This window comes from Streptomyces sp. NPDC096193 (assembly GCF_040302905.1).
Classification (GTDB): domain Bacteria; phylum Actinomycetota; class Actinomycetes; order Streptomycetales; family Streptomycetaceae; genus Streptomyces.
Genome location: NZ_JBEOSJ010000018.1, coordinates 70,626 through 92,918 on the forward strand (window position 1 = coordinate 70,626; position 22,293 = coordinate 92,918).

Consider the following 22,293-nt stretch of genomic DNA (forward strand, 5'->3'; position numbering starts at 1 on the left):
GCGGGCTCTGGTTCCTCCTGACGGAGGAGCCGGCCGGATGTACCGGCGAACCCGCGGGTCGGTGACTGCTGGGAATTGCGGCAGGAGGCCTGCCGTCTGTGCACGTCGTGCGACAACGGGCCTCTAGCCCGCAGTCACCTCACGCATCCGAAACGAAACCACTTCCGGATCACCTCCTTTCATCGTGTGCTCCACACCTTAGGAACCGACAGACAGCGGCTCAAGCCATTTAATGAGGGCCCTTCCGGGAACGGCCCGAACCCGGGATATCTTGATGTCGAGCAATGTTGCAGACGTGGAGCGGAGCACCCGGTGACTGACTCGACCATCATCTATACGCACACCGACGAGGCGCCGGCACTGGCGACGTACTCGTTCCTGCCGGTGATCGAGGCCTACGCCTCGACGGCCGGGGTCACTGTGGAGAGCCGTGACATCTCCCTGGCCGGACGCATCATCGCCGGCTTCCCGGAGTTCCTGGAGGAGGGCCAGCGCGTCGACGACGCGCTCGCCGAGCTCGGCGAACTGGCGAAGACCCCCGGGGCCAACATCATCAAGCTGCCGAACATCTCGGCCTCGATCCCGCAGCTGAAGGCGGCCGTCGCCGAGCTCCAGGAGCAGGGCTACGCGCTTCCGGACTACCCGGACGACCCGAAGACCGACGCGGAGAAGGACATCCGCGCCCGGTACGACAAGGTCAAGGGCAGCGCCGTGAACCCGGTCCTGCGCGAGGGCAACTCCGACCGCCGCGCCCCCGCGTCGGTCAAGAACTACGCCAAGGCGCACCCGCACCGCATGGGCGCGTGGACCCCCGAGTCGAAGACGAACGTCGCGCACATGACGGCCGACGACTTCCGCTCCACCGAGAAGTCCGTCGTCGTCCCCGAGGACGGGTCGCTGCGCATCGAGCTGTCGGGCGACGACGGCAGCACCACCGTGCTGCGTGAGTCGGTACCCGTACTGGCCGGTGAGGTCGTGGACGCCTCCGTGCTGCGCGTCGGTGCGCTGCGTGAGTTCCTCACCGCGCAGATCGCCCGCGCCAAGGCCGAGGGCGTGCTGTTCTCCGTGCACCTCAAGGCCACGATGATGAAGGTCTCCGACCCGATCGTCTTCGGCCACGTCGTCCGTGCCTTCTTCCCGAAGACGTTCGCCGAGCACGGCGCCGCGCTCGCCGCGGCCGGCCTGAGCCCGAACGACGGGCTCGGCGGCATCCTCAAGGGCCTGGAGTCGCTGCCCGACGGCGCGAAGATCAAGGAGTCCTTCGAGGCCGAGATCGCCGAGGGCCCCGAGCTCGCGATGGTCGACTCCGACCGCGGCATCACCAACCTGCACGTCCCGAGCGACGTCATCGTCGACGCCTCCATGCCGGCGATGATCCGCACCTCGGGCCACATGTGGGGCCCGGACGGCCAGGAGGCCGACACCCTCGCGGTCATCCCGGACAGCAGCTACGCCGGCATCTACCAGGTCGTCATCGACGACTGCCGCGCGAACGGCGCGTACGACCCGTCCACGATGGGCTCGGTGCCGAACGTCGGTCTCATGGCCCAGAAGGCCGAGGAGTACGGCAGCCACGACAAGACCTTCGAGATCCTTACCACGGGCACCGTGCGGGTCGTCGACGGCAGCGGCAACGCCGTGCTGGAGCAGACGGTGAGCGCCGGCGACATCTTCCGGATGTGCCAGACCAAGGACGCGCCGATCAGGGACTGGGTCAAGCTCGCCGTCACCCGCGCCCGGGCGACCGGCGACCCCGCCGTGTTCTGGCTGGACGCGGGCCGCGCGCACGACGCCAACCTCATCGCCAAGGTCGAGCAGTACCTCCCCGAGCACGACACCGAGGGCCTGCAGATCGAGATCAAGGCGCCCGTCGACGCGATCGCCTTCTCCCTCGACCGGATCCGCCGCGGTGAGAACACCATCTCCGTCACCGGCAACGTCCTGCGCGACTACCTGACGGACCTCTTCCCGATCCTGGAGCTCGGCACCAGCGCGAAGATGCTCTCCGTCGTCCCGCTGATGAACGGCGGCGGCCTCTTCGAGACCGGCGCGGGCGGCTCCGCGCCCAAGCACGTGCAGCAGCTGGTCAAGGAGAACTACCTGCGCTGGGACAGCCTGGGTGAGTTCCTCGCGCTCGCGGTGAGCTTCGAGCACCTCGCGCAGACCACGGACAACGCGCGCGCCCAGATCCTCGCGGACACCCTGGACCGCGCCACGGCGACCTTCCTCGAGCAGGACAAGTCGCCGAGCCGCAAGCTCGGTGGCATCGACAACCGCGGCAGCCACTTCTACCTGGCGCTGTACTGGGCGCAGGAGCTGGCCGGCCAGAGCGAGGACGCGAAGCTCGCCGAGGCCTTCACCCCGCTCGCCGAGACGCTGGCCGCGCAGGAGCAGACCATCGTCGACGAGCTCATCGCGGTGCAGGGCAAGCCGGTCGACATCGGCGGCTACTACCGGCCCGACCCGGCGAAGGCCGCGGCCGTCATGCGGGCGTCCGCGACGCTGAACCAGGCTCTCGCGACCCTGGGCTGACACTCCGCGACACCGTTCCGCCCCGGCCGGCATCCGCCCGGCCGGGGCGGTTTCGTTGTCCGCCGCTCGTGCGCCTCCTGTCCGCCCCGTTGTCGGCCGCCTGTCCGGCATCCGGCGCCCGCATTTCCGGCAGGCAACGATTTGCCGGAACAGCGTGTGTCGTGAGTCACGTTCGAGTTGAATGATCTGACGTGCATCAGCTCGCGCGGACGCGTCCTGCAGGGGGTACAGGATGAGTGCTTCGAAGAGTGAGGCCGCCAACGCGCTCGGGCCCGACGAGCCGGAGCGTGCCGGCACGGGGCCCGAGCCTGTCGCGGTGCCCGGTTCGGAACTGCTCGCGGCACTACTGGACGGGATGGACGCCGCGCTCTGCGCCTTCGACGCGGACGCCACCATCACGCACTGGAACCGCGAGGCGGAACGGATCCTCGGCTGGTCGGCGGAGGAGGCCGTCGGACGGCGCGGCTTCGCCGGCTGGGCGGTGCGGACGGCCGACGCCGGAGAGGTCCAGGGCCGGCTGATGTCCGCCATGGACGCGCCGGGCCGGCAGGTCCACGAGTTCGCCCTGCTGCGCAAGGACGGCGGCCGGGTGCTCGTACGGACCCAGTCGGCGCGGGTGCTCGGCGCCGACGGCGCGCCCGCCGGGGTGTACTGCGCGTTCAGCGAGGTCCATGCGCAGATCGACCTGGAGCGCTCGATCGCGCTGAGCGAGGCGCTGTTCGAGGACGCGTCCTGGGGTGTCGTCCTGGTGGACGTGGACCTGCGGCCGACCGTCGTCAACGGCTACGCGGCACGCGCCCTCGGCGCCGGGCGGACCTCACCGCTCGGCCGGCCGCTGGGCGAGCTGGTCGCGCAGGGCGTGGAGCAGTTGGAGGGCGCGCTGCACCATGTGCTGGCGGAGGGCGCGGCCCGCGGCCTCAGCGAGGTGTGGGTGACGCTGGCCGGCGGCGAGACCGAACGCCGCCGGTGCTGGCGCAGTGGCTTTCTGCGGCTGGCCTCCCCGCTCGCCGAGGAACCGGTCCCGCTGGGCGTGGGCTGGCTGTTCCAGGACGTGACGGAGGCGAAACTGGCGGAACAGGACGCGGACCGCCTCCGCTTCCGCTCCAGCCAGCTGCACCGCGCCGGCCGGGCCGCCGCGGAGTGCGAGGACCCGACGGAGGCGGCGACGGCGTATCTGGACTTCGCGCTCGCCGGGTTCGCCGACCACGCGCTGATCGACCTGATGGAACCGGACGGCCGTCGTCTGGTCCGTACGGCCTCCACACCCTCGGGCGCGCCCGGACCGTGCGTCCCGGTGGCGGGCGGCGGCATCCCGGTCCGCTATCCGCACGGCCACCCGGCGCTCCAGGCGGCCGACCGCAACGGCTCGGTCCGCGCGAGCGCACCGGCGTCGGCGTCGGCGAACTGGTCGACGGACCGCCAGTGGCCGCGCGACATGGTCCACGCCCTGTGCTCGGTGCTGCGCAGCCGGGGCCGCACGCTGGGCGTGGTGACGTTCCTTCGCGGCCCCAGCCGCCCGGCCTTCGAACGCCCGGACGCGGTCTATGCGGAGAGCATGGCGGTCCTGACGGCCGCGGCGCTCGACCTGGCCTCGACGGCGGACGGAGACAAGCCGGGGCACTAGCGCGGCGGGCACCGGCTCACCGGTCCGGCCCGCTCCGGACGACCGGCCCGGTGGACAGCCCTCAGTGCCGGTGGACCGCCCTCAGTGCCGGAAGAAGATCCGGTCGCCGTACTCCGTCATCACACGGCCGTTCCACTCGTGGCCGCCGTCCACGTTCCCCGAACGCAGCAGCGGCGGTTCGATCCCCTTCTCCACCAGTCGTTCCGCCGCCGCCGCCATCGTCGCCTGCATCAGCGCACTGGTCACCACCGTCGACGCGGGGGCGAACGGCGCCTCGATGCCCTCATGGGTGAGCTCCGCGTCCCCGACCGCGATCTTGGAGTCGAGCACGATGTCGCAGTGGTCCTTGAGGAAGCTGTCCGAGGAGTGCCGCGACCTGGTCTCCTGCGCGTACGCGACCGAGGTCACGCCGATGACGGTGAGCCCGAGCGCCCGCGCGTTCATCGCCATCTCGACGGGCAGAGCGTTGCGGCCGGAGAGGGAGATGATCACGAGGACGTCACCCGACCTGGCCGGGCTGGAGTCGAGCACGGCGCCCGCGAGACCGTCCACGCGCTCCAGGGCGGAGCCGAGCGTCGCCGGCATGACGTCGACACCGACGACACCGGGCACGGCCAGCAGGTTCATCAGGGCGAACCCGCCGGCGCGGTAGACGACGTCCTGCGCGGCCAGCGACGAGTGCCCGGCACCGAAGGCGAACAGACGGCCCCCGGCGGCGACGGCGTCGGCGATCGCCTCGCCCGAGGCCGCGATGTTGTCCGCCTCCTCGTCCCGTACCCGCTGCAGCAGACCGATCGCGGCGTCGAAGAACTGACCGGCCAGCTTGCTCTCGCTCATCGCCGAGCCCTTTCCGGGGGTGGAGGTTCCGGGAGTGGGAACAGGCGCGGGAATACCCGCGTCGCGGATCACGTTGCGGTCTGGACCATTGCTGTGTCAATACGGCCTTCCGTACCGACCGGGGACAGGTTTCGCGGAGTTTTTCCACAGGCTCCGCCCGCGGCTTCTCCGCGCACGGCACGGTTGTCAGTGGGATGCGTAAGAATTGACCCGGGGCCGCAGCGCATCACGATTTCATCGAGGGGCACGTATGTCCGGACTGATCGACACGACGGAGATGTATCTCCGCACCATCCTCGAGCTGGAAGAGGAAGGTGTGGTGCCCATGCGCGCCCGTATCGCCGAACGGCTCGACCAGAGCGGACCCACGGTCAGCCAGACCGTGGCCCGCATGGAGCGGGACGGACTGGTGACGGTCGCCGGGGACCGTCACCTGGAGCTGACCGAGGAGGGCAGGCGGCTGGCGACGCGCGTGATGCGCAAGCACCGGCTCGCGGAGTGTCTGCTCGTCGACGTCATCGGGCTGGAGTGGGAGCAGGTCCACGCCGAGGCCTGTCGCTGGGAGCACGTGATGAGCGAGGCGGTCGAGCGGCGTGTGCTCGAACTGCTGCGCCACCCGACGGAGTCGCCGTACGGCAACCCGATCCCGGGCCTGGAGGAGCTGGGCGAGAAGGCGGAGGCGGACCCGTTCCTCGACGAGGGCATGGTCTCGCTCGCGGACCTCGACCCGGGCACGGACGGCAAGACCGTGGTCGTGCGCCGCATCGGCGAGCCGATCCAGACGGACGCCCAGCTGATGTACACGCTGCGTCGGGCGGGCGTGCAGCCCGGCTCGGTGGTGAGTGTGACGGAGTCGGCGGGCGGAGTGCTGGTCGGCAGCAGCGGTGAGGCGGCGGAGCTGAAGGCGGACGTGGCTTCGCACGTGTTCGTGGCCAAGCAGTAGGGCGGTGCGAGGAGAACGGGCCGACCGAGGCGGGTAGTCGGCACGGCCCGCACAAAGGGCGGGCCGGACCCGGTACGACCGATCACAGCGGGGGAAGGCCCAGCAGGGCCACCCGGCCGTCCGAGGGATGGGCGGGCGCGAGCTGTAGTACGGCCGCCCATCGGAGCGTCTGGTCGCGGAAAGCGGTCGGGGCACCGTCATGTCGGCGTGCCGAGTCGCCGGTGCCGGTACGGCCGGTGAGGGCCCGGCAGTCACGGATGGTCGCGCCGGCCGGCGGAGGCGTCCGCTCGGAGAGCGGCTGCGCAGTCGGTCACGACCCAGCGGGCCCGTCAGGGCGGGAGCGTCCGGACGCAGCAGGCGACGCAGCGCGGCCCGGTAGGGCCACCCGGCAGCCGCGGTCAGTCACAGCACGCCGCGCGGGGGCATCCGGCGGCAGCGGGCATGGGGCTACGCGACCGGCGTGCGCGGGGCAGGTCCCGGCGAAGCCGTGCGGGATTCGGACGGCGCTCGCAGCAGCGGCGGCCGGAGTCGGCCGGCTCGGTAGTTGGTGCGTTCGCTCGCAACAGGGGGCGTGTGGTGGCGTGCCGGCGGCACCTGAACGGCTGGGGGCATGGGCGGCACGAGGATGGTCACGTTGACGGCCCCCGAGCGCCGACCAGCGGGGAGGCAGCCGGTCTCGGCCCAGACGCGGAACGCAACAGGCGCGGTCGGTCACGACCTGTCGGTCCGTCAGGGGCGGGGTGACATCGGCGGGGTGACATCGCCAACAGGCCGTACTGCACGGCCCGTTGCGCCCGACTGCTGCACACACGGGGTCCGGCGCGAGCGGTAGAGGCACCGCCCTTGGGGCGCGGCGGGGTACAACAGCGGCCGGCCACCGGCAGCGGCGGCACAGCAGCAGGCCAACGGGCAGGCGTCGGACAGCCGGTGACCGTCGTCAGCCCTCACACGGGGGCGAACCGGGGGCGGACAGGGGCGCGTCCGGCGGCGCGGTGGCGGCCCGTTCACCGCTTCACGGAGACGTTTTCCGCCCGGAATGGCAGCGCCCGGGCGAATCGCGTGCCACGCTGGGGCAGAGGCATATGACCCACGGTCGGGGTGGGGATCCCGCCGGCGAAGGCAGGGGGAGGTCAGGGCGATGCGCCCCTCGTACGTCCCGTGTGCACAACGGCGCAGTCCGTGCGCTCCGGAGCCACAGAGGGGCCCCGGCGCCCGTGAGCGCCGGGGCCTGTCCTCCCCTGTCCTGACCCGGAGCCCCGAGCTCCCAGGGTCAGTCCCCTCGGACCGTCTTCCCCGAGCGGCCCGCCTCCCGCTGAAGATCTCCCCTCGGCGGCGGAAGTCAATCCTTGAGCGTGGTCACTCGAACGAGGGGTGTTGCGCGCCGGAGCGGAATTTTCGAATAGGAGTTCGATAGGCTGGCGGAACTTCGACCGATCTGGACGACCGGGGGAGAGAAGGGGGTGCCAGGCACATGGTGCGACGCATCGATGTGACCGGAGCCGATGGCGTACGCCTGGCTGCCTGGGAGTTCGCGGACCCGCCCAAGGGGAGCGGTGCACCGGAACCCGCGCCGGGGGTCTTACTGCTGCACGGTCTGATGGGCCGCGCGTCCCACTGGGCGTCCACGGCCCGTTGGCTCTCCGACCGGCACCGTGCGGTGGCGCTCGACCAGCGGGGCCACGGACGCAGCGACAAGCCGCCCGAGGGCCCGTTCACCCGCGAGGCGTATGTCGCCGACGCGGAGGCGGCGGTCGAACAGCTGAACCTCGCCCCCGTGACCCTCATCGGTCACTCGATGGGTGCACTCACCGCCTGGCAGCTTGCCGCCAAGCGCCCCGACCTGGTCCAAGCGCTGATCATCTGCGACATGCGGGCGTCGGCGCTCGGGGCGGCTTCGCAGCGGGAGTGGGACGACTGGTTCCGGGCCTGGCCCGTGCCGTTCGCGACGCTCGCGGACGTCCGCAGGTGGTTCGGCGAGGACGATCCGTGGGTGGAGCGGCCGACCCCGTCGCGCGGGGAGTTCTTCGCCGAGGTCATGGCCGAACGGGCGGACGGCTGGCGTCCGGTGTTCTCCCGCCGGCAGATGCTCAAGGCCCGGGAGACCTGGGTCCACGACGCGCACTGGGAGGAACTGGCCCAGGTCCAGTGCCCCACCCTGGTGGTGCGCGGACTCGACGGCGAACTGGGCCGCGCCGAGTCCCAGGAGATGGTCAGGGTGCTGCCGCGCGGGGAGTACGCGGAGGTCGCCGACGCGGGCCACCTGGTGCACTACGACCAGCCGGAGGGCTGGCGCTCGGCGATCGAGCCGTTCCTGGACGGCGTTCGTACGCCCTGATCCGTAGGCCCTGAGCCGTATGCCCTGATCCGTACGGCGCGATCCATACGCCCTGGCCCGTGGGGCCGATTCGTGGGATCGACCGCGCACATGATCCGTCCGGCGTGATCCTGACGCGGCGCCGGCCGCGGCTCCTGGCCGGGCGCCTGGGCGAACGTCCCGCCGCTCGGCGGGATCAGGCGGAGCGTCAGAAGGAGAAGACAGCGCCCTCGGCGAGGCTGCCCTCCATCTCGCAGCGGTTGCCGAACGTCTCCGACCACGACACGTGCTGTCCCTGCCACACGCCGGTCGCCGTGACCACGACCGGGTCCCACTGGCGCGTGCACATCGTGTGCGAAGGCGAAGACTTCAGCGCCGAGAACTCACCGTCCACGGCACGCAGTTCACGGCACGCGGCGGTCGGCGCCGGGTGGCTGCCGTCGGCGCGCGGGGTGCATGTGAGGGTGACCGCACGCTCGATGGTCGCGGTCGCCGCCTGCTCGCCCTTGCCGATGCTCAGCACCAGCGCGGAGGGGGCGTAGAGGCTGTTGGTCCCGGCCGGCTGCGCGGTCGGCCCGGCGGGCGCGGCGTGCGCGGTGGAGAGGGCGGCACCGCTCAGCAGCAGGGCGGCAGTTGTGGCGATCGTGTTGCGGATGTAACGCATCGGTGAATCTCCTGCATTCGGGGGTTGATTGCGGTCGGGAGTCTTGCGCATGCGCACAGTGAACGCACATCCGGCGCTACTTTCCGGCCGCATACGTGCGAACGAGCGTGACCGAATGACCGTTCGGGCAGCTCGCGCCGGGTTCGAGTCCTCGCGCAACGCCGTCCGCCATGTGGATGATCTGTGGTGGTCCAATAGAAAACTACCGCCTGACCTGCTGTTATGTCCTGACGGTACGTTTCTTCGGACAGCAGGCTTTGACTGGAAAGTATTGCCTTCTAAAGACCGTTGACCTCTTTACAAGTGTGGTCATAAGCAGGTGTTTCCCTCGAATACATCAGAAAACGGGATCATTCGTAACCTGTGCCATCCTCCCGCGTTGATCATCCGACGCCCGCAAACGCGAGGCTCGTTCGGCAGCTTCCGCTGTGGAGCCCCGCCAGGCATGGTGTCCCGGTGGTCCGATTCTCTGGGGAGGACGCATGGAACGCAGGCGGTTACTGCAGGCCGGAGCCGGGTTCACCCTGGCATCCGTAGCGGGACAGTTCCTTTTCCCCGCCGAGGCGAGTGCCGAGGCGGCAGACAGAGCAGGCGCATCCGGCACGAGCGAACCCTGCTCGGGCCCCACGATTGCGATGTACGGCGTCGCGTCGCTGACCGCGGCGATCGTCGGCATGACCGTCCTCGGCGACAAGGCGTATGTCGTCGCCCGCGGTCAGAACCCTCCGGTGCTCGGCGAGATCGACCTTCCGTCCAAGACGCTCACCAGGGCCGTGCGGCTCAACCGCGGTGAGGGCGGCTGGGCGACGACGGTCTCGGGCGGGCACGTCTACGCGGGGACGTATCCGTTCCCGGACATCTACCGCTTCGACCCCGCGACCGGCCAGGTCGCGCTCATCGGCACGGTCGGCCCGTCCGGCGGCTTCGTCTGGTGTCTGACGACCGCGCCCGACGGCACCGTCTACGCCGGGACTTCGCCCCGCGGTGAGGTGTGGGAGTACAAGCCCAGCACCGGCACGCTGCGTAATCTCGGTGTGGCCTTCGCCGGCCAGCAGTACGTCCGCGCGATCGCGGCCGACGACCGTTTCGTATACGCGGGAACGCTGCCATCCGGTTACGTCGTCGCCTACGACCGCACCACGGGCGTGAAGACGAACATCACGCCCACCCCGTACGGTGGCGCGGCCGCCATCATCGCCCGTGACGGCCGGGTGATCGCGGCGCTCACCAAGTACCTCGTCGACATGGCCCCCGACGGCAGCGACGCGAAGGTGATCGCCACACCCGCCGGCGAGCGGCTGCTCGACGCGATGACCATGACGGCGGACGGCACGCTGTACTGCGTCGGCCGCCCGACCGGGACCGTCTACCGGCGCGACGGCGACACCCTCGTCCCCGTCGCCGCCCCGACCCCCGGCGACGAACACCGCGCCCTGGTACCGCTGGACGCCACGACACTGCTCGGCGCGGCGGGCAGCGGCCGGCTCTGGTGGCTGAACCTGGAGAGCAAGCAGTCGGAGATAGTGGAACTGATCGACGCCGGTCTGTCCGGGCCCGACCCGGTGCAGTCCATGGCGTACGGATCACGCGGCGTCGTGCACGTCGGCGGGCACTTCTCCGTCACCACCCACCGCACGACCACGCGCGGCACCCGCAGTTCCCGGCGCACCAGCGTCGCGGGGGAGCCCAAACAGCTCCAGGTCGTGGGCAGCAGGCTGTACGCGGCGATGTACCCGAGCACCGAGCTGCTGGAACTCGACCCGGACCGCGGACGGGTCAGGTCGCTCGGCTTCATCGACCACGACCAGCAGCGCCCGACGGACATGGCGCATGTGCGCGACCAGGATCTGCTGCTGGTGGCCTCGGCGCCGGGTGTCGGTCTGCTCAAGGGCGCGCTGACCTCGCTCGACCGGCGACGGCGCACGATCACGGTCTACAAGGACGTGATCACCGACCAGAGCGTGATGTCCCTCGCGCTGGACGACCGGCGGGGCCGCAGGATCGCCTATCTCGCCGGCGACACCTGGGGCGGCGGCAGCGTTCCGCCGACCCGTCCGAGCGCCACGATCGCCGCCTTCGACCTGACGCGGCGTGAAGTGCTGTGGGAGGTCACGCCCATCGAGGGCTACGCGAGCCTCCAGCACGTCGCGGTGTCCGACGGTGTGCTCTACGGGGTCTACAAGCGGCTCGCGGGCGCCTGGTTCGCCATGGACCTGGCCACCCGCACCGTCCTCCAGACGGGCCGGCTGCCGAGCTACGGCGAAATCAGCGTGCACAACGGCCATGTGTTCGCATCGGTCTTCGGCGGTTCCGTCTACCGGCTCGGACCCGATCTGACCGAGGCGCAGTTCATGCTCGGCGGGCTCGGCGACGGCTGGTACAACCCGCCGCAGCTGGCCTGGGAGCGGTACTCCCCGCACGCCTGGGGCGTGGCGGGCCGTGACCTCGCGAGGCTGCGGCTCGACCCGCGCTGCCCGGCGCCGGGCCAGGCCCGCAGGCCCCTTCCGGACACGCGCGTCCTGGAGGGCCTGCTCGCCAACTGACCGGCCGCGTCCGTGCGGAGACCCGTCAGCCGATCGGCCGGCGGGTCTCCTCGCGGACCTTCACCGTCGCCTCGGCGACGGCTTCGAGGTCGATCTCCTCCGGTGACTCGGTGGCCGTCTCGGGGGTGACCAGCGCGACCGACGCGCTGGTGTTGTCGTCCGCCCACGCGCACACCGGAAGCGTGGCCCTGCCGCCGCCGCCCGCCTGCTCGGTCACCACCACCTGGCAGCTCACCGGCACCTCCGACCCCGCCGGAGTGACGTCCTTCGCCGGCACGGCGACGGTGGTGCCGTCGGCGTCCCCGGCACCGGCGAGCAGCTTGTCGCGGGCCGCGTCCGGGTCGGCGATACGGCCGTGCAGACCGGAGATCACCAGCACCCCGGTCCCCGAGGCCGATGTGTACTGAGCCACCGCCGACTTGGCGTCCTTGATGGTCTTCTCGCTCGTGCCCGCCAGCTGGCCCTGCGTCGCGGCGGAGCGGTCGTCGGCGAGCTTGTACTTCCCGTCGAGCAGCGTCGGCGGAACGGTGAGGCGGTACTCCGCGGCCGGGAAGCTCTCGCCGCCGCCGACGACGTTGTTCCCGAACCATGAGAGGCCCAGCACCGCCGCGATGACCGCGAGGGTGATGCCGACGATCAGGCCCGCGTTGTTCTTCTTCTTCGGCGGAGGCGGCGCGCCCCAGCCGCCGGGTCCGCCCGGCCCCGGGTACGGCTGCTGGGCATACGGCGGCTGGAGATGCGCCGGCTGCCCTCCGTAGCCCGGCTGGGGGTGTCCCTGCTGAGGGTGCTGCGGGTACGGAGCCTGCTGCGGGAACTGCGGCTGTCCGTACGGACTTTGCGCCCCGTAGGGGTTCGGGGTCCCGTAACCCCCCTGCTGCGGTGGCTGATGCGGCGGCGTCGACATGGCCGTCACCCTACGTCACGGATGCGAAGCCGCGGCCGTCACCCCCGGTCATCCCTTGCTGACGGCCGACAGGATCTCCGGCAGCCGGTTCGCGGTCTGCGGAGCCGCGACGCGCACGCCTGCCCAGCCGATCAGCAGTCCGTACACCGCCCCGGCGGGGAGCAACACCCACAGGCTCGACTCCCTGTTCGCCGCGTGCATCCAGACCGTCAGGGCGATCACAGGCGCACACAGCACGGCCGCCGAGATCATGCCGCCGAAGATCGAGATCCAGGCCAGCCCTGCCTGTCCGGGCGCCACGTTCTTGTACGCGCTGTCCTGCGGGATGGAGTACGGGAAGCGGGCCGACGACACGGCGCCGGTCGCCAGCATCGCGCCCAGCAGCGCGAAGGACAGGCCCATGACCTCGGGCAGCGCCCGCCAGTTGCCGAGCAGGGCGGCGGTGAGGACGGTGACCAGGGCCGTGTACGGGAGAGTGACCACGAGCAACGCCAGGGCGCGGGCGCGGAGTTCGGCGTACGCGTCCTTCGTGGACGAGATCGTCTGCGCCACCATCCAGAACGCGGAGGTGTCCTGCCCGAACTGGTTGTACATCTGGATGCCGAGCATCCCCGCCGCGAAACAGGCGAAGTACAGGGAGCCGGTGCCCTGGAGGGCGTTGAACACCGGCACGATCAGGCCGATCGCCAGCGCCGTCACCCAGGCCGCCTTCGTCTTCGGGTCCCGCCACACGTAGCGCAGGCTGCGCTGCATCACCGTGCTCGTACGGCCCTCGGGCAGCAGCCGGTGCAGACCGGTCGACGACTCCTTGCGCGTGGGCTCCGAGGCCGCCGCGAGGGTCGAACCGTCCGGCGCCGTCATCAGCTTGGTCAGACTGCGCTGCCAGGACCACAGCAGGACGAACAGGGCCACCACCGACAGGGCGAGCTGTTCCAGCGCCACCGCGTACGAGCCGTCGCTCGCGGAGTCGATCGCCGCGACGGCCGAGGCGGGCGGGATCCACCGGACGATCCCCGCCGCGGGGTCGAGCGCGGAGAGGCCGCCCGACTCGCCCAGCCGCTGGGCGCCGAAGTTGACGACCTGGATGCCGACCGCGATCACCAGTCCGCTCAGCAACGCCAGGTCGCGGCCCTTGCGCGAGGTGAGCAGCCGGATGTTGCCCGCCGCGACCGTACGCGCCAGGGCCACGCACACCAGCAGCGCGAGCGGGACGGCGACGACGGCGACCAGCACGGCGAAGGCGCCGTGGGCGAGCGCGATCGCCGACCCCACCACCAGGCAGACGGTGAACAGCGGGCCGATGCCCACCAGCGAGGCCGCCAGCAGCGCGAAGACCAGCGGCTGCGGCCGCAGCGGCAGCATCACCAGCCGCGTCGGGTCCAGCGTCTCGTCACCGCTCGGGAAGAACAGCGGCATCACGGCCCAGCCGAGGGCCAGGACGGCCGTCAGCAGGACGACCAGCGATGCCGCGTGGTCGGTGCCGCGCAGCAGGATCAGTCCGAGCAGCTGCCCGGCGGCGAGGAGCAGCGTCACCACGAGGGAGGCGACGAAGGCGGCGGTCCGGGTGGAGGACTGGCGCAGGCCGTTGCGCAGCAGCGCCAGCTTCAGCCGGACGAAGATCCGGGAGAGGTGGGCGGTGCTCACCGGGCACCGCCGCCGAGCCAGTCCAGCGACTGCGCGGTGTCGCGGTTGCTCGCCCCGACCAGTTCCAGGAACGCGCTCTGGAGGGAGGGTGCGTCACCGCGTACCTGCGCGAGCGGCCCCTGGGCGACGATGCGGCCGGCGGCCATGACCGCGACCCAGTCGCACAGCGACTCCACGAGCTCCATCACATGGCTGGAGAAGACGACCGTCGCCCCCGAGGCGGTGTACCGCTCCAGCACCCCGCGGATCGTCTGGGCCGAGACCGGGTCGACGCCCTCGAACGGCTCGTCCAGGAACAGCACTTCGGGGTTGTGCAGCAGAGCGGAGGCCAGGCCGATCTTCTTGCGCATACCGGTCGAGTAGTCGACGACCAGCTTGTGCTGCGAACCGGCGAGATCGAGGACGTCGAGCAGCTGGGCGGCACGCTTGTCGACCTCCTCGCCCGGCAGTCCCCGCAACCGTCCGCTGTAGGCCAGCAGTTCACGCCCGGAGAGGCGCTCGAACAGCCGCAGGCCCTCGGGCAGTACCCCGATCCGGGCCTTGACCTCGACGGGATCGCGCCAGACGTCGCTGCCGGCGACCTCGATCCGGCCCTGGTCGGGGCGGAGCAGACCGGTCACCATCGACAGGGTGGTCGTCTTGCCGGCGCCGTTCGGCCCGACCAGGCCGATGAATCTGCCGGCGGGGAGGGTGAGGTCGATGCCGGCGACGGCGATCTGCTCGCCGAACCGTTTCCACAGGCCCTCGACCCGGACGGCGGGCGCCGCCCCGTCGGCGCCTGTTGCCACCTGCTCGTCCGGCATGATCCCCGCCTTTCGGTGTTCCCCGTACGTACGAGGTCCACCATATGTACGGCGGGCAAGGGAGCGGCAGCCGCGCAGCGGCCCCGGTGCCGACGGCCAGGAGGCGGGGCACTGCCGGTTGCTCGTGCCGCTCCGGCACGCTTCGCCGGACGGGACAGCCCTCAGCCGCGGCGGGCGCGCTCCGCGGCCGCCTCGCGTCCGCAGGCGTACGCCAGCGGGCTCAGCAGCTCGTCGACGTCCGGCAGCCAACGGTTCGCGGGGGTGGGGCGGCGGGCCCACTGCACCGCGCCGTGGCCGCCGATCCTGGTCGGCGGGGCCGCGACGTAGTGCCCCTCGCCGCGGGCGACCAGGTCGATGGAGGACGGCGCCCAGCCCAGGGTGCGGACGAGGTCGGGGATCTTGGGGGCCGCGCCCGGCAGGACGAAGAAGAGCATGCGGCGGTCGGGGGTGCAGGTCACCGGGCCGAGGGGCAGATCCATCCGCTCCAGCCGGGCGAGGGCCAGGAAGCCCGCCGACTCCGGGACCTCCAGGGCGTCGAAGGTACGGCCCGTCGGCAGCAGGATCGACGCCCTCGGCGTCTTCGACCACAGCCGGCGCGCGGCGACCGCGCTGCCGGTGGCCTGGTTCGCCCAGTCCGGCCGCGCCGGGTGTGCGCCGGGCGACGGGCAGCCGGTGTCGCCGCACGAGCACTGCTCGCGGCCCTCCACCGCCTCCAGCCAGGTGCCGGGGAACACGTCCCAGTGCCGCTCTTCCGCGTACCGCACGGCATGGTCCAGCAGCTGCTCACCGCGCTGCTGCGGGATCTGGGCGGCTTCGGTGACTCCCATGGTCTCTTCCACGTCACACTCAACTCCCGCCGTCACCTCGGGTTACGGGCGTCCCGCGCCGGGCCGCGGAGCATCGATCCTGCATGCGGGGCGCACGGGTGCACGGACGGGGGCGCGCACGCGGCCGGGCCACGGGGAGCGGGTAGCCACTCGCAGGGGGCCGTCGGCAGGGGGACGCGCCGTCGGCCGGGGGAGCGCGCACCACACGTGTCTTCCGGAAAAAAGAGACCAAGTCGCTCAAGTCTGCATTCTCCGTATATCAGCCGGGCAGTGATCACGGCGTGGATCACCGCGGGCCTCAGGGGGTAGTCATGGCAGCCAGGCCTCTCGTCGCACGACAGCCGAACGAACGCTTGCAGGCACTCATCCAGGAAGCCGGGTGCTCGAATGCGGGGCTGGCACGACGCGTCAACATGGTCGGTACGGAGCGCGGGTTGGACCTGCGCTACGACAAGACGTCGGTGGCGCGCTGGCTGCGGGGCCAGCAGCCGCGCGGCCGGGCGCCCGGGATCATCGCCGAGGCGCTCGGGCGGAAACTGGGACGGACGGTCACGATCGACGAGATCGGCATGGCCAACGGCAAGAACCTCGCCTCGGGTGTCGGACTCCAGTTCTCGCCGACCGTGCTCGGCGCCATCGAGCAGGTCTGCGAGCTGTGGCGCAGCGACGTCGGCCGGCGCGACTTCCTGTCCGGCTCCGCCGTCGCGGCCTCCGCGCTCGTCGAACCGAGCCGTGACTGGCTGATCACCGGAGCGGACACCCAGGTGGCGCGCACCGCCGGCGCCCGTGTCGGTGTCTCGGACGTCGAGGCGGTACGAGCGATGACCGCCGCCCTCACCGACCTGGACCACCGGTTCGGCAGCGGCCATGTCCGTCCGGTCGTCGTGCACTACCTCAACTCCGTGGTGTCCGGGCTGCTGTCGGGGTCGTACCGCGAATCCGTCGGCCGCGAACTGTTCGCGGCCGTCGCGCGGCTGACCGAGCTCGCCGGGTACATGGCCGTCGACACCGGACAGCCCGGGCTCGCCCAGCGCTACTACATCCAGGCGCTGCGGCTCGCCCAGGCGGCCGGTGACCGTGCCTACGGCGGCTATGTGCTGGCCGCCTCCATGAGTCATCTCGCCGCCCAGCTGGGCAACCCGCGGGAGATCGCCCAACTCGCCAGGGCCGCACAGGAAGGCGCCCGGGGCCATGTCACGCCACGGGCCGAGGCGATGTTCCTCGCGGCCGAGGCGCGCGGGCACGCCCTCCTCGGGGACGCCCACACCTGTCACGTGGTGGCCGGCAGGGCGCAGGCGGCGCTGGAGCGCGCCGAACCGCGGTCCGGCGACGACCCGGCGTGGATCGCCCACTTCGACCGTGCCTATCTCGCGGACGAACTGGCGCACTGCTACCGCGATCTGGGCCGGGCCGAAGCGGCCGCGCACCATGCGACGGACGCGCTGGAGGGCCACCCCGAATCGCGGGCGAGGCGGCGGGCCATCGGCCTGGTCCTGCTCGCGACGGCGCAGGTCCAGCAGCGTGAGGTCGAGCAGGCCTGCCACACGGGGACGCGCGCGGTGGAGCTGCTGGGCGGGCTGCGCTCCAGCAGGGGCGCGGAGTATCTGGACGATCTCCAGCAGCGTCTGGAGCCGTACGCGGACGAGCCGGCGGTCCGTGAATTCGGTGCGCGGATGGAGCTACAGGCCGCCTGAGAACCGGAATCAGGGCCTTAACAGCGTCGGGCGGTCGCTTCTTGTTACTGCTTCCACACGTGTGTGCGGGGTGCCTGACGGACCCGGTAGCTTGAACCGACGGTTCCGTAGGTCCACACGTAGGAGTCCCGGTGACGCACAGCGGACAGGGTGACGAGCAGCGGCACACCGCTGCCCGGCCCGCGCACGAAGGCGTCGTGCTGCCCGCCGACGGGTCAGAGCCTTTCATACCAGGTGCCTCCGGCGCCCAGGCGGCTCCGGCCGGCGGGCAGCCGTGGGGCGAGCCCTGGGGTCCGTCGCAGGGGCAGCAGCAGGCGCAGGGCGACGCGTACGGACAGCATGACCACAGGCAGGACCACAGACCCGAGTCGGCCTTCGGGCAGCAGGGCGAGGACCCGTACGGAGCGCAGCGGTACGGACAGGAGCCGCAGGGTCAGGACCCCTACGGAGCCCGGCAGGACCCGCAGTACGGCCGGGACCAGCAGTACGGCCAGGGTCACTACGGGCAGGACCAGTACGGACAGGGCCGGTACGGGGCCGACCAGCACGGCGGTCAGCAGCACGCGCAGGGCCCGTACCGGCCCGACCCGTATGCGCAGCCCGCTCCGCAGCCCTACGACCCTCAGCAGTCCCAGGGGCCCCGGGGCGGCTGGGACGAGGCCCCGGAGGTCACCTACGGCGTCCAGGCACAGCCGCTGCCCCCCGCGCAGCCCTTGCCGGACGCGGTGCCCCCGCAGGCCCTTCCGGCGTCGTCCCCGGGCGTGAGTGCCACGGACGCGACGCAGTTCATCCCGCCCGTCACGGCGGGCGCGCTGCCGCCCGAGACGTCGGCCGAGTCCACCACCTTCCTCGGCACCCGGCCGCTGCCCGGTGCGGGAGCGCGGGCCGGGCAGGGCGGCGCGGGCGAGGCGGCCACCCAGTTCCTGCCGCCGGTACCGGCGGCGCCCAGCGGGGCACCGCTGGGTATCCGGCCCGGAACGCCCGGCGAGCGGCAGCCCCCGGCGGAGTTCGACAGCCTGTTCCGGTCGGACGCCGGGGGCGCCCCGATCGCCGACGCCACACAGCAGTTGCCCCGCTTCGAGAGCGGGCCGCAGCAGCCCTCGTACCAGCAGCAGGCCCCGCAGCAGCGCCGGGCGGCGTCCCACGAGCCGCAGGAGCCGGAGTCGCGGCGGCGCAGGTCCTCACGTGTGCCGGTCATCGCGGCCGTGGTCGTCGGCTGCGCCGTGCTCGGACTCGGCGTCAGCGCGGTGGTGTTCGGCGGTGACGACGAGAAGGGGGCCCCGGACGCTGGCGAGAACGTGGCCGCGTCCTCGTCCGTTCCCGGCGACGACTCCCCGAAGGTCGCGGACGATCCGGCGAAGCCGCAGGCCGAGGCGCTCGACAAGCTCCTCGCCGACAGCAACAACAGCCGTGCGGCGGTGATCCGTTCGGTGGAGAACATCAAGCAGTGCAAGGACCTCGACCAGGCGTCCACGGATCTTCGCGGGGCCGCGGACCAGCGCCGCAGCCTGGTGACCCGGCTGGAAGGGCTGAGCGTCGACAAGCTGCCGCGCCACTCCGAGCTGACGGCCGCGCTCAACGAGGCCTGGAAGTCGTCGGCCTCGGCGGACGACCACTACGCGGTCTGGGCGACGCAGGTCAAGGGCGACAAGGGCTGCAAGGACGGCCGGGCCCGCAACACGGGACAAGCGGCCCAGGGCAACCGGGCCAGCGGTGAGGCCACCAAGGCCAAGCAGGAGGCGTCCCGCCTCTGGAACTCCATCGCGACCAAGTACGAGCTCAGCGAGCGCCGCAGCGACCAGCTGTAGGCCGACCGGCTGTAGGCGAACGGCGGCCCCGGACGGGCGTCCGGCGGGCGGCGGCGAAGGCCGGCGCCGGCCGGATCCGGACGGCCTCGACGATCAGGGCTGTCGGGAGGATCCGTATGGGCCCGGATGACCGGGACACGGGAGCTGTCAGCCGGAGCCGGGCAGGAAAGCCGGACAGGTCTTGATAATTCGGGCAACTCGGTCAGTTCGGGCGGTTCGGGCGGCGAGGCCGCGTCAGCTCGAACGGGTCACGGACGCCGTCAGCGTCTTCGAGACGTCCACGAAGTTGTCCCGCTGCGCCACCAGCCGCCCGTCGCGCACGACCTGGAAGGTCACGCCCCGGTTCACGAGCCGCGGCAAGCCGGAGACGCCCAGCATGTCCTCGTACTCCCAGCGCAGCGCCGGAGTGAGTCCGTCCGTCGACACCCGTACTCCGGTGTCGAGGGCGCGGGAGATCCTCCCGGGCGAGATCTCGTCCGAGTCGAGCGACCGGATGACCGTCTTCAGCACGGTGTAGGCGATCCACGTGGTCTGCACGCCGGCGTCGGCCGGGTCGATGCGGTTGTCGCCGAAGGCGTGCGTGCGGATCACCTTCTTCATCTCGTCCCAGCGCGCGTCGGCCGCGTCCGGGTACCAGCCGGTGAGGAAGGCGCCCTCCAGCGGGCCGTTGCGTCCGCCGGTGCGGTCGATCAGCGACTGGCTGACGCTGCTCAGCACCGAGGAGACCCTGATCTTGCGGTCGTCCTCGGGGAGCCGGCGGAAGGAGTCCATGAAGGTCTCGGTGCGGTCGCCGAGTGCCGCCGTGACGCAGCCGGGGCGGTTGTCGTCGTCCGTCGCGGCTCCCGCGCCCGCCTTGGTGCGGGCTTGTTCGGCCTGCGCGGTGTAGTCGGTCGCGTCCTCCGCCGCCAGGATGTCGGTCGAGGCGCGTCCGCCGGACCCGGCCAGGCCGGCGTTCAGCAGCTCGGGCAGTTCGTCACCGGCCAGCGAGTTGGGCCGTACCAGGGCGACCCGGCGGCACACGTCCGCGAGCTGAAGTCCCTGGCCGGCCAGCAGAGCGGCCTGACCGCCGTTGACGGGATAGGAGAGGTAACTGGTGAACTCCTCCTCCGATATCCCGAAGCCGCCGATGAAGGGGATGCGGGCGGCCTCCAGCGGGGCCATGAAGGCGTCGCCGTGCTGGCTGTAGGAGCCGACGACGGCGTCCACGCCCTCCTTGGCCGCGCGCCGGGCGCAGGTGGCCGCGCCGGTCGGGGTGTTCTGCTCGTTGCAGGAAATGACGCGCAGCTCGTGGCCGTCGATGCCGCCGTGGGAGTTGACCCAGCGGGCGTACGCCTTCGCCATGGCGGGCATGCCGGGCATGTTGGTCGCCTTGGTGTCCTGCGGCGCGAAGGTCATCACCTTGACGGGCTCCCTGGAGCCCCCCGTGCTTCCAGGGAGCACGCCGCACCCGGTGACCAGCAACGTTCCGGCCACCACTGCCACCGCAGGTTTGCGTACGGCGCGAACCCGTGAGGTCCATGAGGGGCGGGGGGAGGAGGAACGTCGCCAACCGGTCATGCTGCGTCACATTTCCGTCTCCCGGGTAACGGAGCAGTGTGCATTGCTCAACGGCGGGTGACCGGGAAGTGAATTACAGGGGCCTGTCGGCCGGGCGGAGAAAGGAACGTACGATCGAAGGCGTGCAGCAAGGTCCTGTCCCCTCTTCCCGTCGCGGGCGTCGCTCCTCCACCATGGGCGACATGCCCCCTACTGACATGCCCTGGTGGCGTTGGCGCAGCAATGTGCGCTCGGCGCTGCACATGCTCTCCGACCCCGTCTTCCATCAGGAGACCTGGCTGGCCGGCCGGGAGGGGTTCGGCGATGTCACCGACGCCGTCTACCGGCTGGTCGAGGACACCTGGCTGGACAACTGGTCCGCCGAGAAGTACGTCGGCACGATCTTCCGCGACTCCAGTGAGGCGGCCCTCGTCGACGTCGCCGTCCTGCGGGTGCTGCGCATCATGCACCAGGTGGGCGCGGACGCCGCCGTCTCCGCCTATATGCAGCACCACGGCTGGCCGGAGGCGGTCCGTGCCGCCCGTGACGCGCATGTACGGCTGGCCGCCAACGACGGCGACGACCCGGACGCGCCGCCGCGCTCGCTGGACGTGCTGCGCATCATGACCCGGTCGGCCTGAGCCGCCCCGCTCGCTCCGGCCGGTCCGTCTGACGGACGGCGTCCGGTGCGCCGTGGCGGATATGGCACCCTACGAGGATGACCGACCAGTACGTCCTGACGCTCTCCTGCCCCGACAAACAGGGCATCGTGCACGCCGTGTCGAGCTATCTCTTCATCACGGGCTGCAACATCGAGGACAGTCAGCAGTTCGGGGACCGGGACACGGGTCTGTTCTTCATGAGGGTCCACTTCTCGGCCGAGGCGCCGGTGACCGTGGAGAAGCTGCGCGCCAGTTTCGCCGCCGTCGGAGACGCCTTCCAGATGGACTGGGAGATCCATCTCGCCGAGGAGCGCATGCGGATCATCCTGATGGTCAGCAAGTTCGGCCACTGCCTCAACGATCTTCTCTTCCGCTCCCGGATCGGCGCGCTGCCGGTGGAGATCGCCGCGGTCGTCTCCAACCACACGGACTTCGCCGAACTCGTCGCCTCCTACGACGTACCGTTCCACCACATTCCGGTCACCAAGGACAACAAGGCGGCCGCCGAGATGCAGCTGCTCACCCTGGTGCACGACGAGAACGTCGAACTGGTCGTGCTCGCCCGCTACATGCAGGTGCTCTCGGACGATCTGTGCAAGCAGCTCAGCGGCCGGATCATCAACATCCACCACTCCTTCCTGCCGAGCTTCAAGGGCGCCAAGCCCTACCACCAGGCGCATGCGCGCGGTGTGAAGCTGATCGGTGCGACCGCGCACTACGTGACGGCCGACCTCGACGAGGGCCCGATCATCGAGCAGGAGGTCGAGCGGGTCGGCCACGAGGTCACCCCGGAACAGCTGGTGGCGATCGGACGCGACGTGGAGTGCCAGGCGCTGGCCCGCGCGGTGAAGTGGCACGCCGAACACCGCATCCTGCTCAACGGCCGCCGTACCGTCGTCTTCGCCTGACGCCTGACGCCTGACGCCTGACGCCTGACGCCTGACGCCTGACGCCCGCC

General features: G+C 71.3%; 16 protein-coding genes. 9 read left to right on the top strand and 7 right to left on the bottom strand.

Annotated features, from left to right (window positions below; genetic code table 11):
* Nucleotides 1-312: 312 nt before the first annotated feature.
* On the top strand, nucleotides 313-2,532 hold the full coding sequence (locus ABTX78_RS24615) for an NADP-dependent isocitrate dehydrogenase (protein WP_352208950.1): 2,220 nt from the start codon (nucleotides 313-315) through the stop codon (nucleotides 2,530-2,532).
* Nucleotides 2,533-2,764: 232 nt separating this feature from the next.
* Nucleotides 2,765-4,156 carry a PAS domain-containing protein gene (locus ABTX78_RS24620; RefSeq protein WP_352208951.1) on the top strand — a complete coding sequence of 464 codons (1,392 nt, stop codon included), beginning with the start codon at nucleotides 2,765-2,767 and terminating at the stop codon, nucleotides 4,154-4,156.
* Nucleotides 4,157-4,237: 81 nt separating this feature from the next.
* Here ABTX78_RS24620 and ABTX78_RS24625 read toward each other — a convergent pair whose 3' ends face one another.
* Nucleotides 4,238-4,993, bottom strand: a complete 756-nt coding sequence (locus ABTX78_RS24625; RefSeq protein WP_352208952.1) for an SIS domain-containing protein — start codon at nucleotides 4,991-4,993, stop codon at nucleotides 4,238-4,240.
* Nucleotides 4,994-5,243: 250 nt separating this feature from the next.
* On the opposite strand from ABTX78_RS24625, the gene ABTX78_RS24630 reads away from it, so the two are divergent.
* Both ABTX78_RS24630 and ABTX78_RS24635 read left to right on the top strand, forming a co-directional pair.
* On the top strand, nucleotides 5,244-5,936 hold the full coding sequence (locus tag ABTX78_RS24630; protein WP_352208953.1) for an iron-dependent transcriptional repressor DtxR: 693 nt from the start codon (nucleotides 5,244-5,246) through the stop codon (nucleotides 5,934-5,936).
* A 1,471-nt stretch (nucleotides 5,937-7,407) separates the two neighbouring features.
* On the top strand, nucleotides 7,408-8,271 hold the full coding sequence (locus ABTX78_RS24635; RefSeq protein ID WP_352208954.1) for an alpha/beta fold hydrolase: 864 nt from the start codon (nucleotides 7,408-7,410) through the stop codon (nucleotides 8,269-8,271).
* A 187-nt stretch (nucleotides 8,272-8,458) separates the two neighbouring features.
* Here ABTX78_RS24635 and ABTX78_RS24640 read toward each other — a convergent pair whose 3' ends face one another.
* Nucleotides 8,459-8,914, bottom strand: a complete 456-nt coding sequence (locus tag ABTX78_RS24640; protein WP_352208955.1) for a subtilase-type protease inhibitor — start codon at nucleotides 8,912-8,914, stop codon at nucleotides 8,459-8,461.
* Between the two features lie 635 nt (nucleotides 8,915-9,549).
* Here ABTX78_RS24640 and ABTX78_RS24645 point away from each other — a divergent pair.
* The gene (locus tag ABTX78_RS24645; RefSeq protein WP_352208956.1) at nucleotides 9,550-11,457 is read left to right on the top strand and encodes an NHL repeat-containing protein; all 1,908 of its coding nucleotides are present in this window, start codon (nucleotides 9,550-9,552) and stop codon (nucleotides 11,455-11,457) included.
* A gap of 25 nt (nucleotides 11,458-11,482) precedes the next feature.
* On the opposite strand, the gene ABTX78_RS24650 is transcribed toward ABTX78_RS24645, so the two are convergent.
* From ABTX78_RS24650 to ABTX78_RS24665, 4 genes are all read right to left on the bottom strand, one after another.
* Nucleotides 11,483-12,361, bottom strand: a complete 879-nt coding sequence (locus tag ABTX78_RS24650) for a hypothetical protein (RefSeq protein ID WP_352208957.1) — start codon at nucleotides 12,359-12,361, stop codon at nucleotides 11,483-11,485.
* Between the two features lie 48 nt (nucleotides 12,362-12,409).
* Complete coding sequence (locus ABTX78_RS24655; RefSeq protein ID WP_352208958.1) at nucleotides 12,410-14,005, bottom strand: transporter; 1,596 nt, start codon at nucleotides 14,003-14,005, stop codon at nucleotides 12,410-12,412.
* On the bottom strand, nucleotides 14,002-14,808 hold the full coding sequence (locus tag ABTX78_RS24660; RefSeq protein ID WP_352208959.1) for an ABC transporter ATP-binding protein: 807 nt from the start codon (nucleotides 14,806-14,808) through the stop codon (nucleotides 14,002-14,004). Before ABTX78_RS24660 ends, ABTX78_RS24655 begins: the two co-directional genes overlap by 4 nt.
* Before the next feature lie 161 nt (nucleotides 14,809-14,969).
* Entirely contained in the window at nucleotides 14,970-15,635 is a 666-nt protein-coding gene (locus tag ABTX78_RS24665; protein ID WP_352208960.1) for a bifunctional DNA primase/polymerase, read from the bottom strand.
* Nucleotides 15,636-15,946: 311 nt separating this feature from the next.
* On the opposite strand from ABTX78_RS24665, the gene ABTX78_RS24670 reads away from it, so the two are divergent.
* Together ABTX78_RS24670 and ABTX78_RS24675 are read left to right on the top strand one after the other, a co-directional pair.
* Complete coding sequence (locus tag ABTX78_RS24670; protein ID WP_352208961.1) at nucleotides 15,947-17,329, top strand: NsdA family TPR-like regulatory protein; 1,383 nt, start codon at nucleotides 15,947-15,949, stop codon at nucleotides 17,327-17,329.
* Nucleotides 17,330-17,460: 131 nt separating this feature from the next.
* On the top strand, nucleotides 17,461-19,137 hold the full coding sequence (locus ABTX78_RS24675; RefSeq protein WP_352208962.1) for a hypothetical protein: 1,677 nt from the start codon (nucleotides 17,461-17,463) through the stop codon (nucleotides 19,135-19,137).
* Between the two features lie 234 nt (nucleotides 19,138-19,371).
* On the opposite strand, the gene ABTX78_RS24680 is transcribed toward ABTX78_RS24675, so the two are convergent.
* Nucleotides 19,372-20,694 carry an ABC transporter substrate-binding protein gene (locus tag ABTX78_RS24680; protein WP_352208963.1) on the bottom strand — a complete coding sequence of 441 codons (1,323 nt, stop codon included), beginning with the start codon at nucleotides 20,692-20,694 and terminating at the stop codon, nucleotides 19,372-19,374.
* Nucleotides 20,695-20,867: 173 nt separating this feature from the next.
* On the opposite strand from ABTX78_RS24680, the gene ABTX78_RS24685 reads away from it, so the two are divergent.
* A complete protein-coding gene (locus ABTX78_RS24685; protein WP_352209017.1) occupies nucleotides 20,868-21,314 on the top strand; it encodes an SCO4402 family protein in 447 nt (148 codons plus the stop codon).
* Between the two features lie 77 nt (nucleotides 21,315-21,391).
* Nucleotides 21,392-22,243, top strand: a complete 852-nt coding sequence (gene purU, locus ABTX78_RS24690; protein ID WP_352208964.1) for a formyltetrahydrofolate deformylase — start codon at nucleotides 21,392-21,394, stop codon at nucleotides 22,241-22,243.
* Nucleotides 22,244-22,293 lie beyond the last annotated feature (50 nt).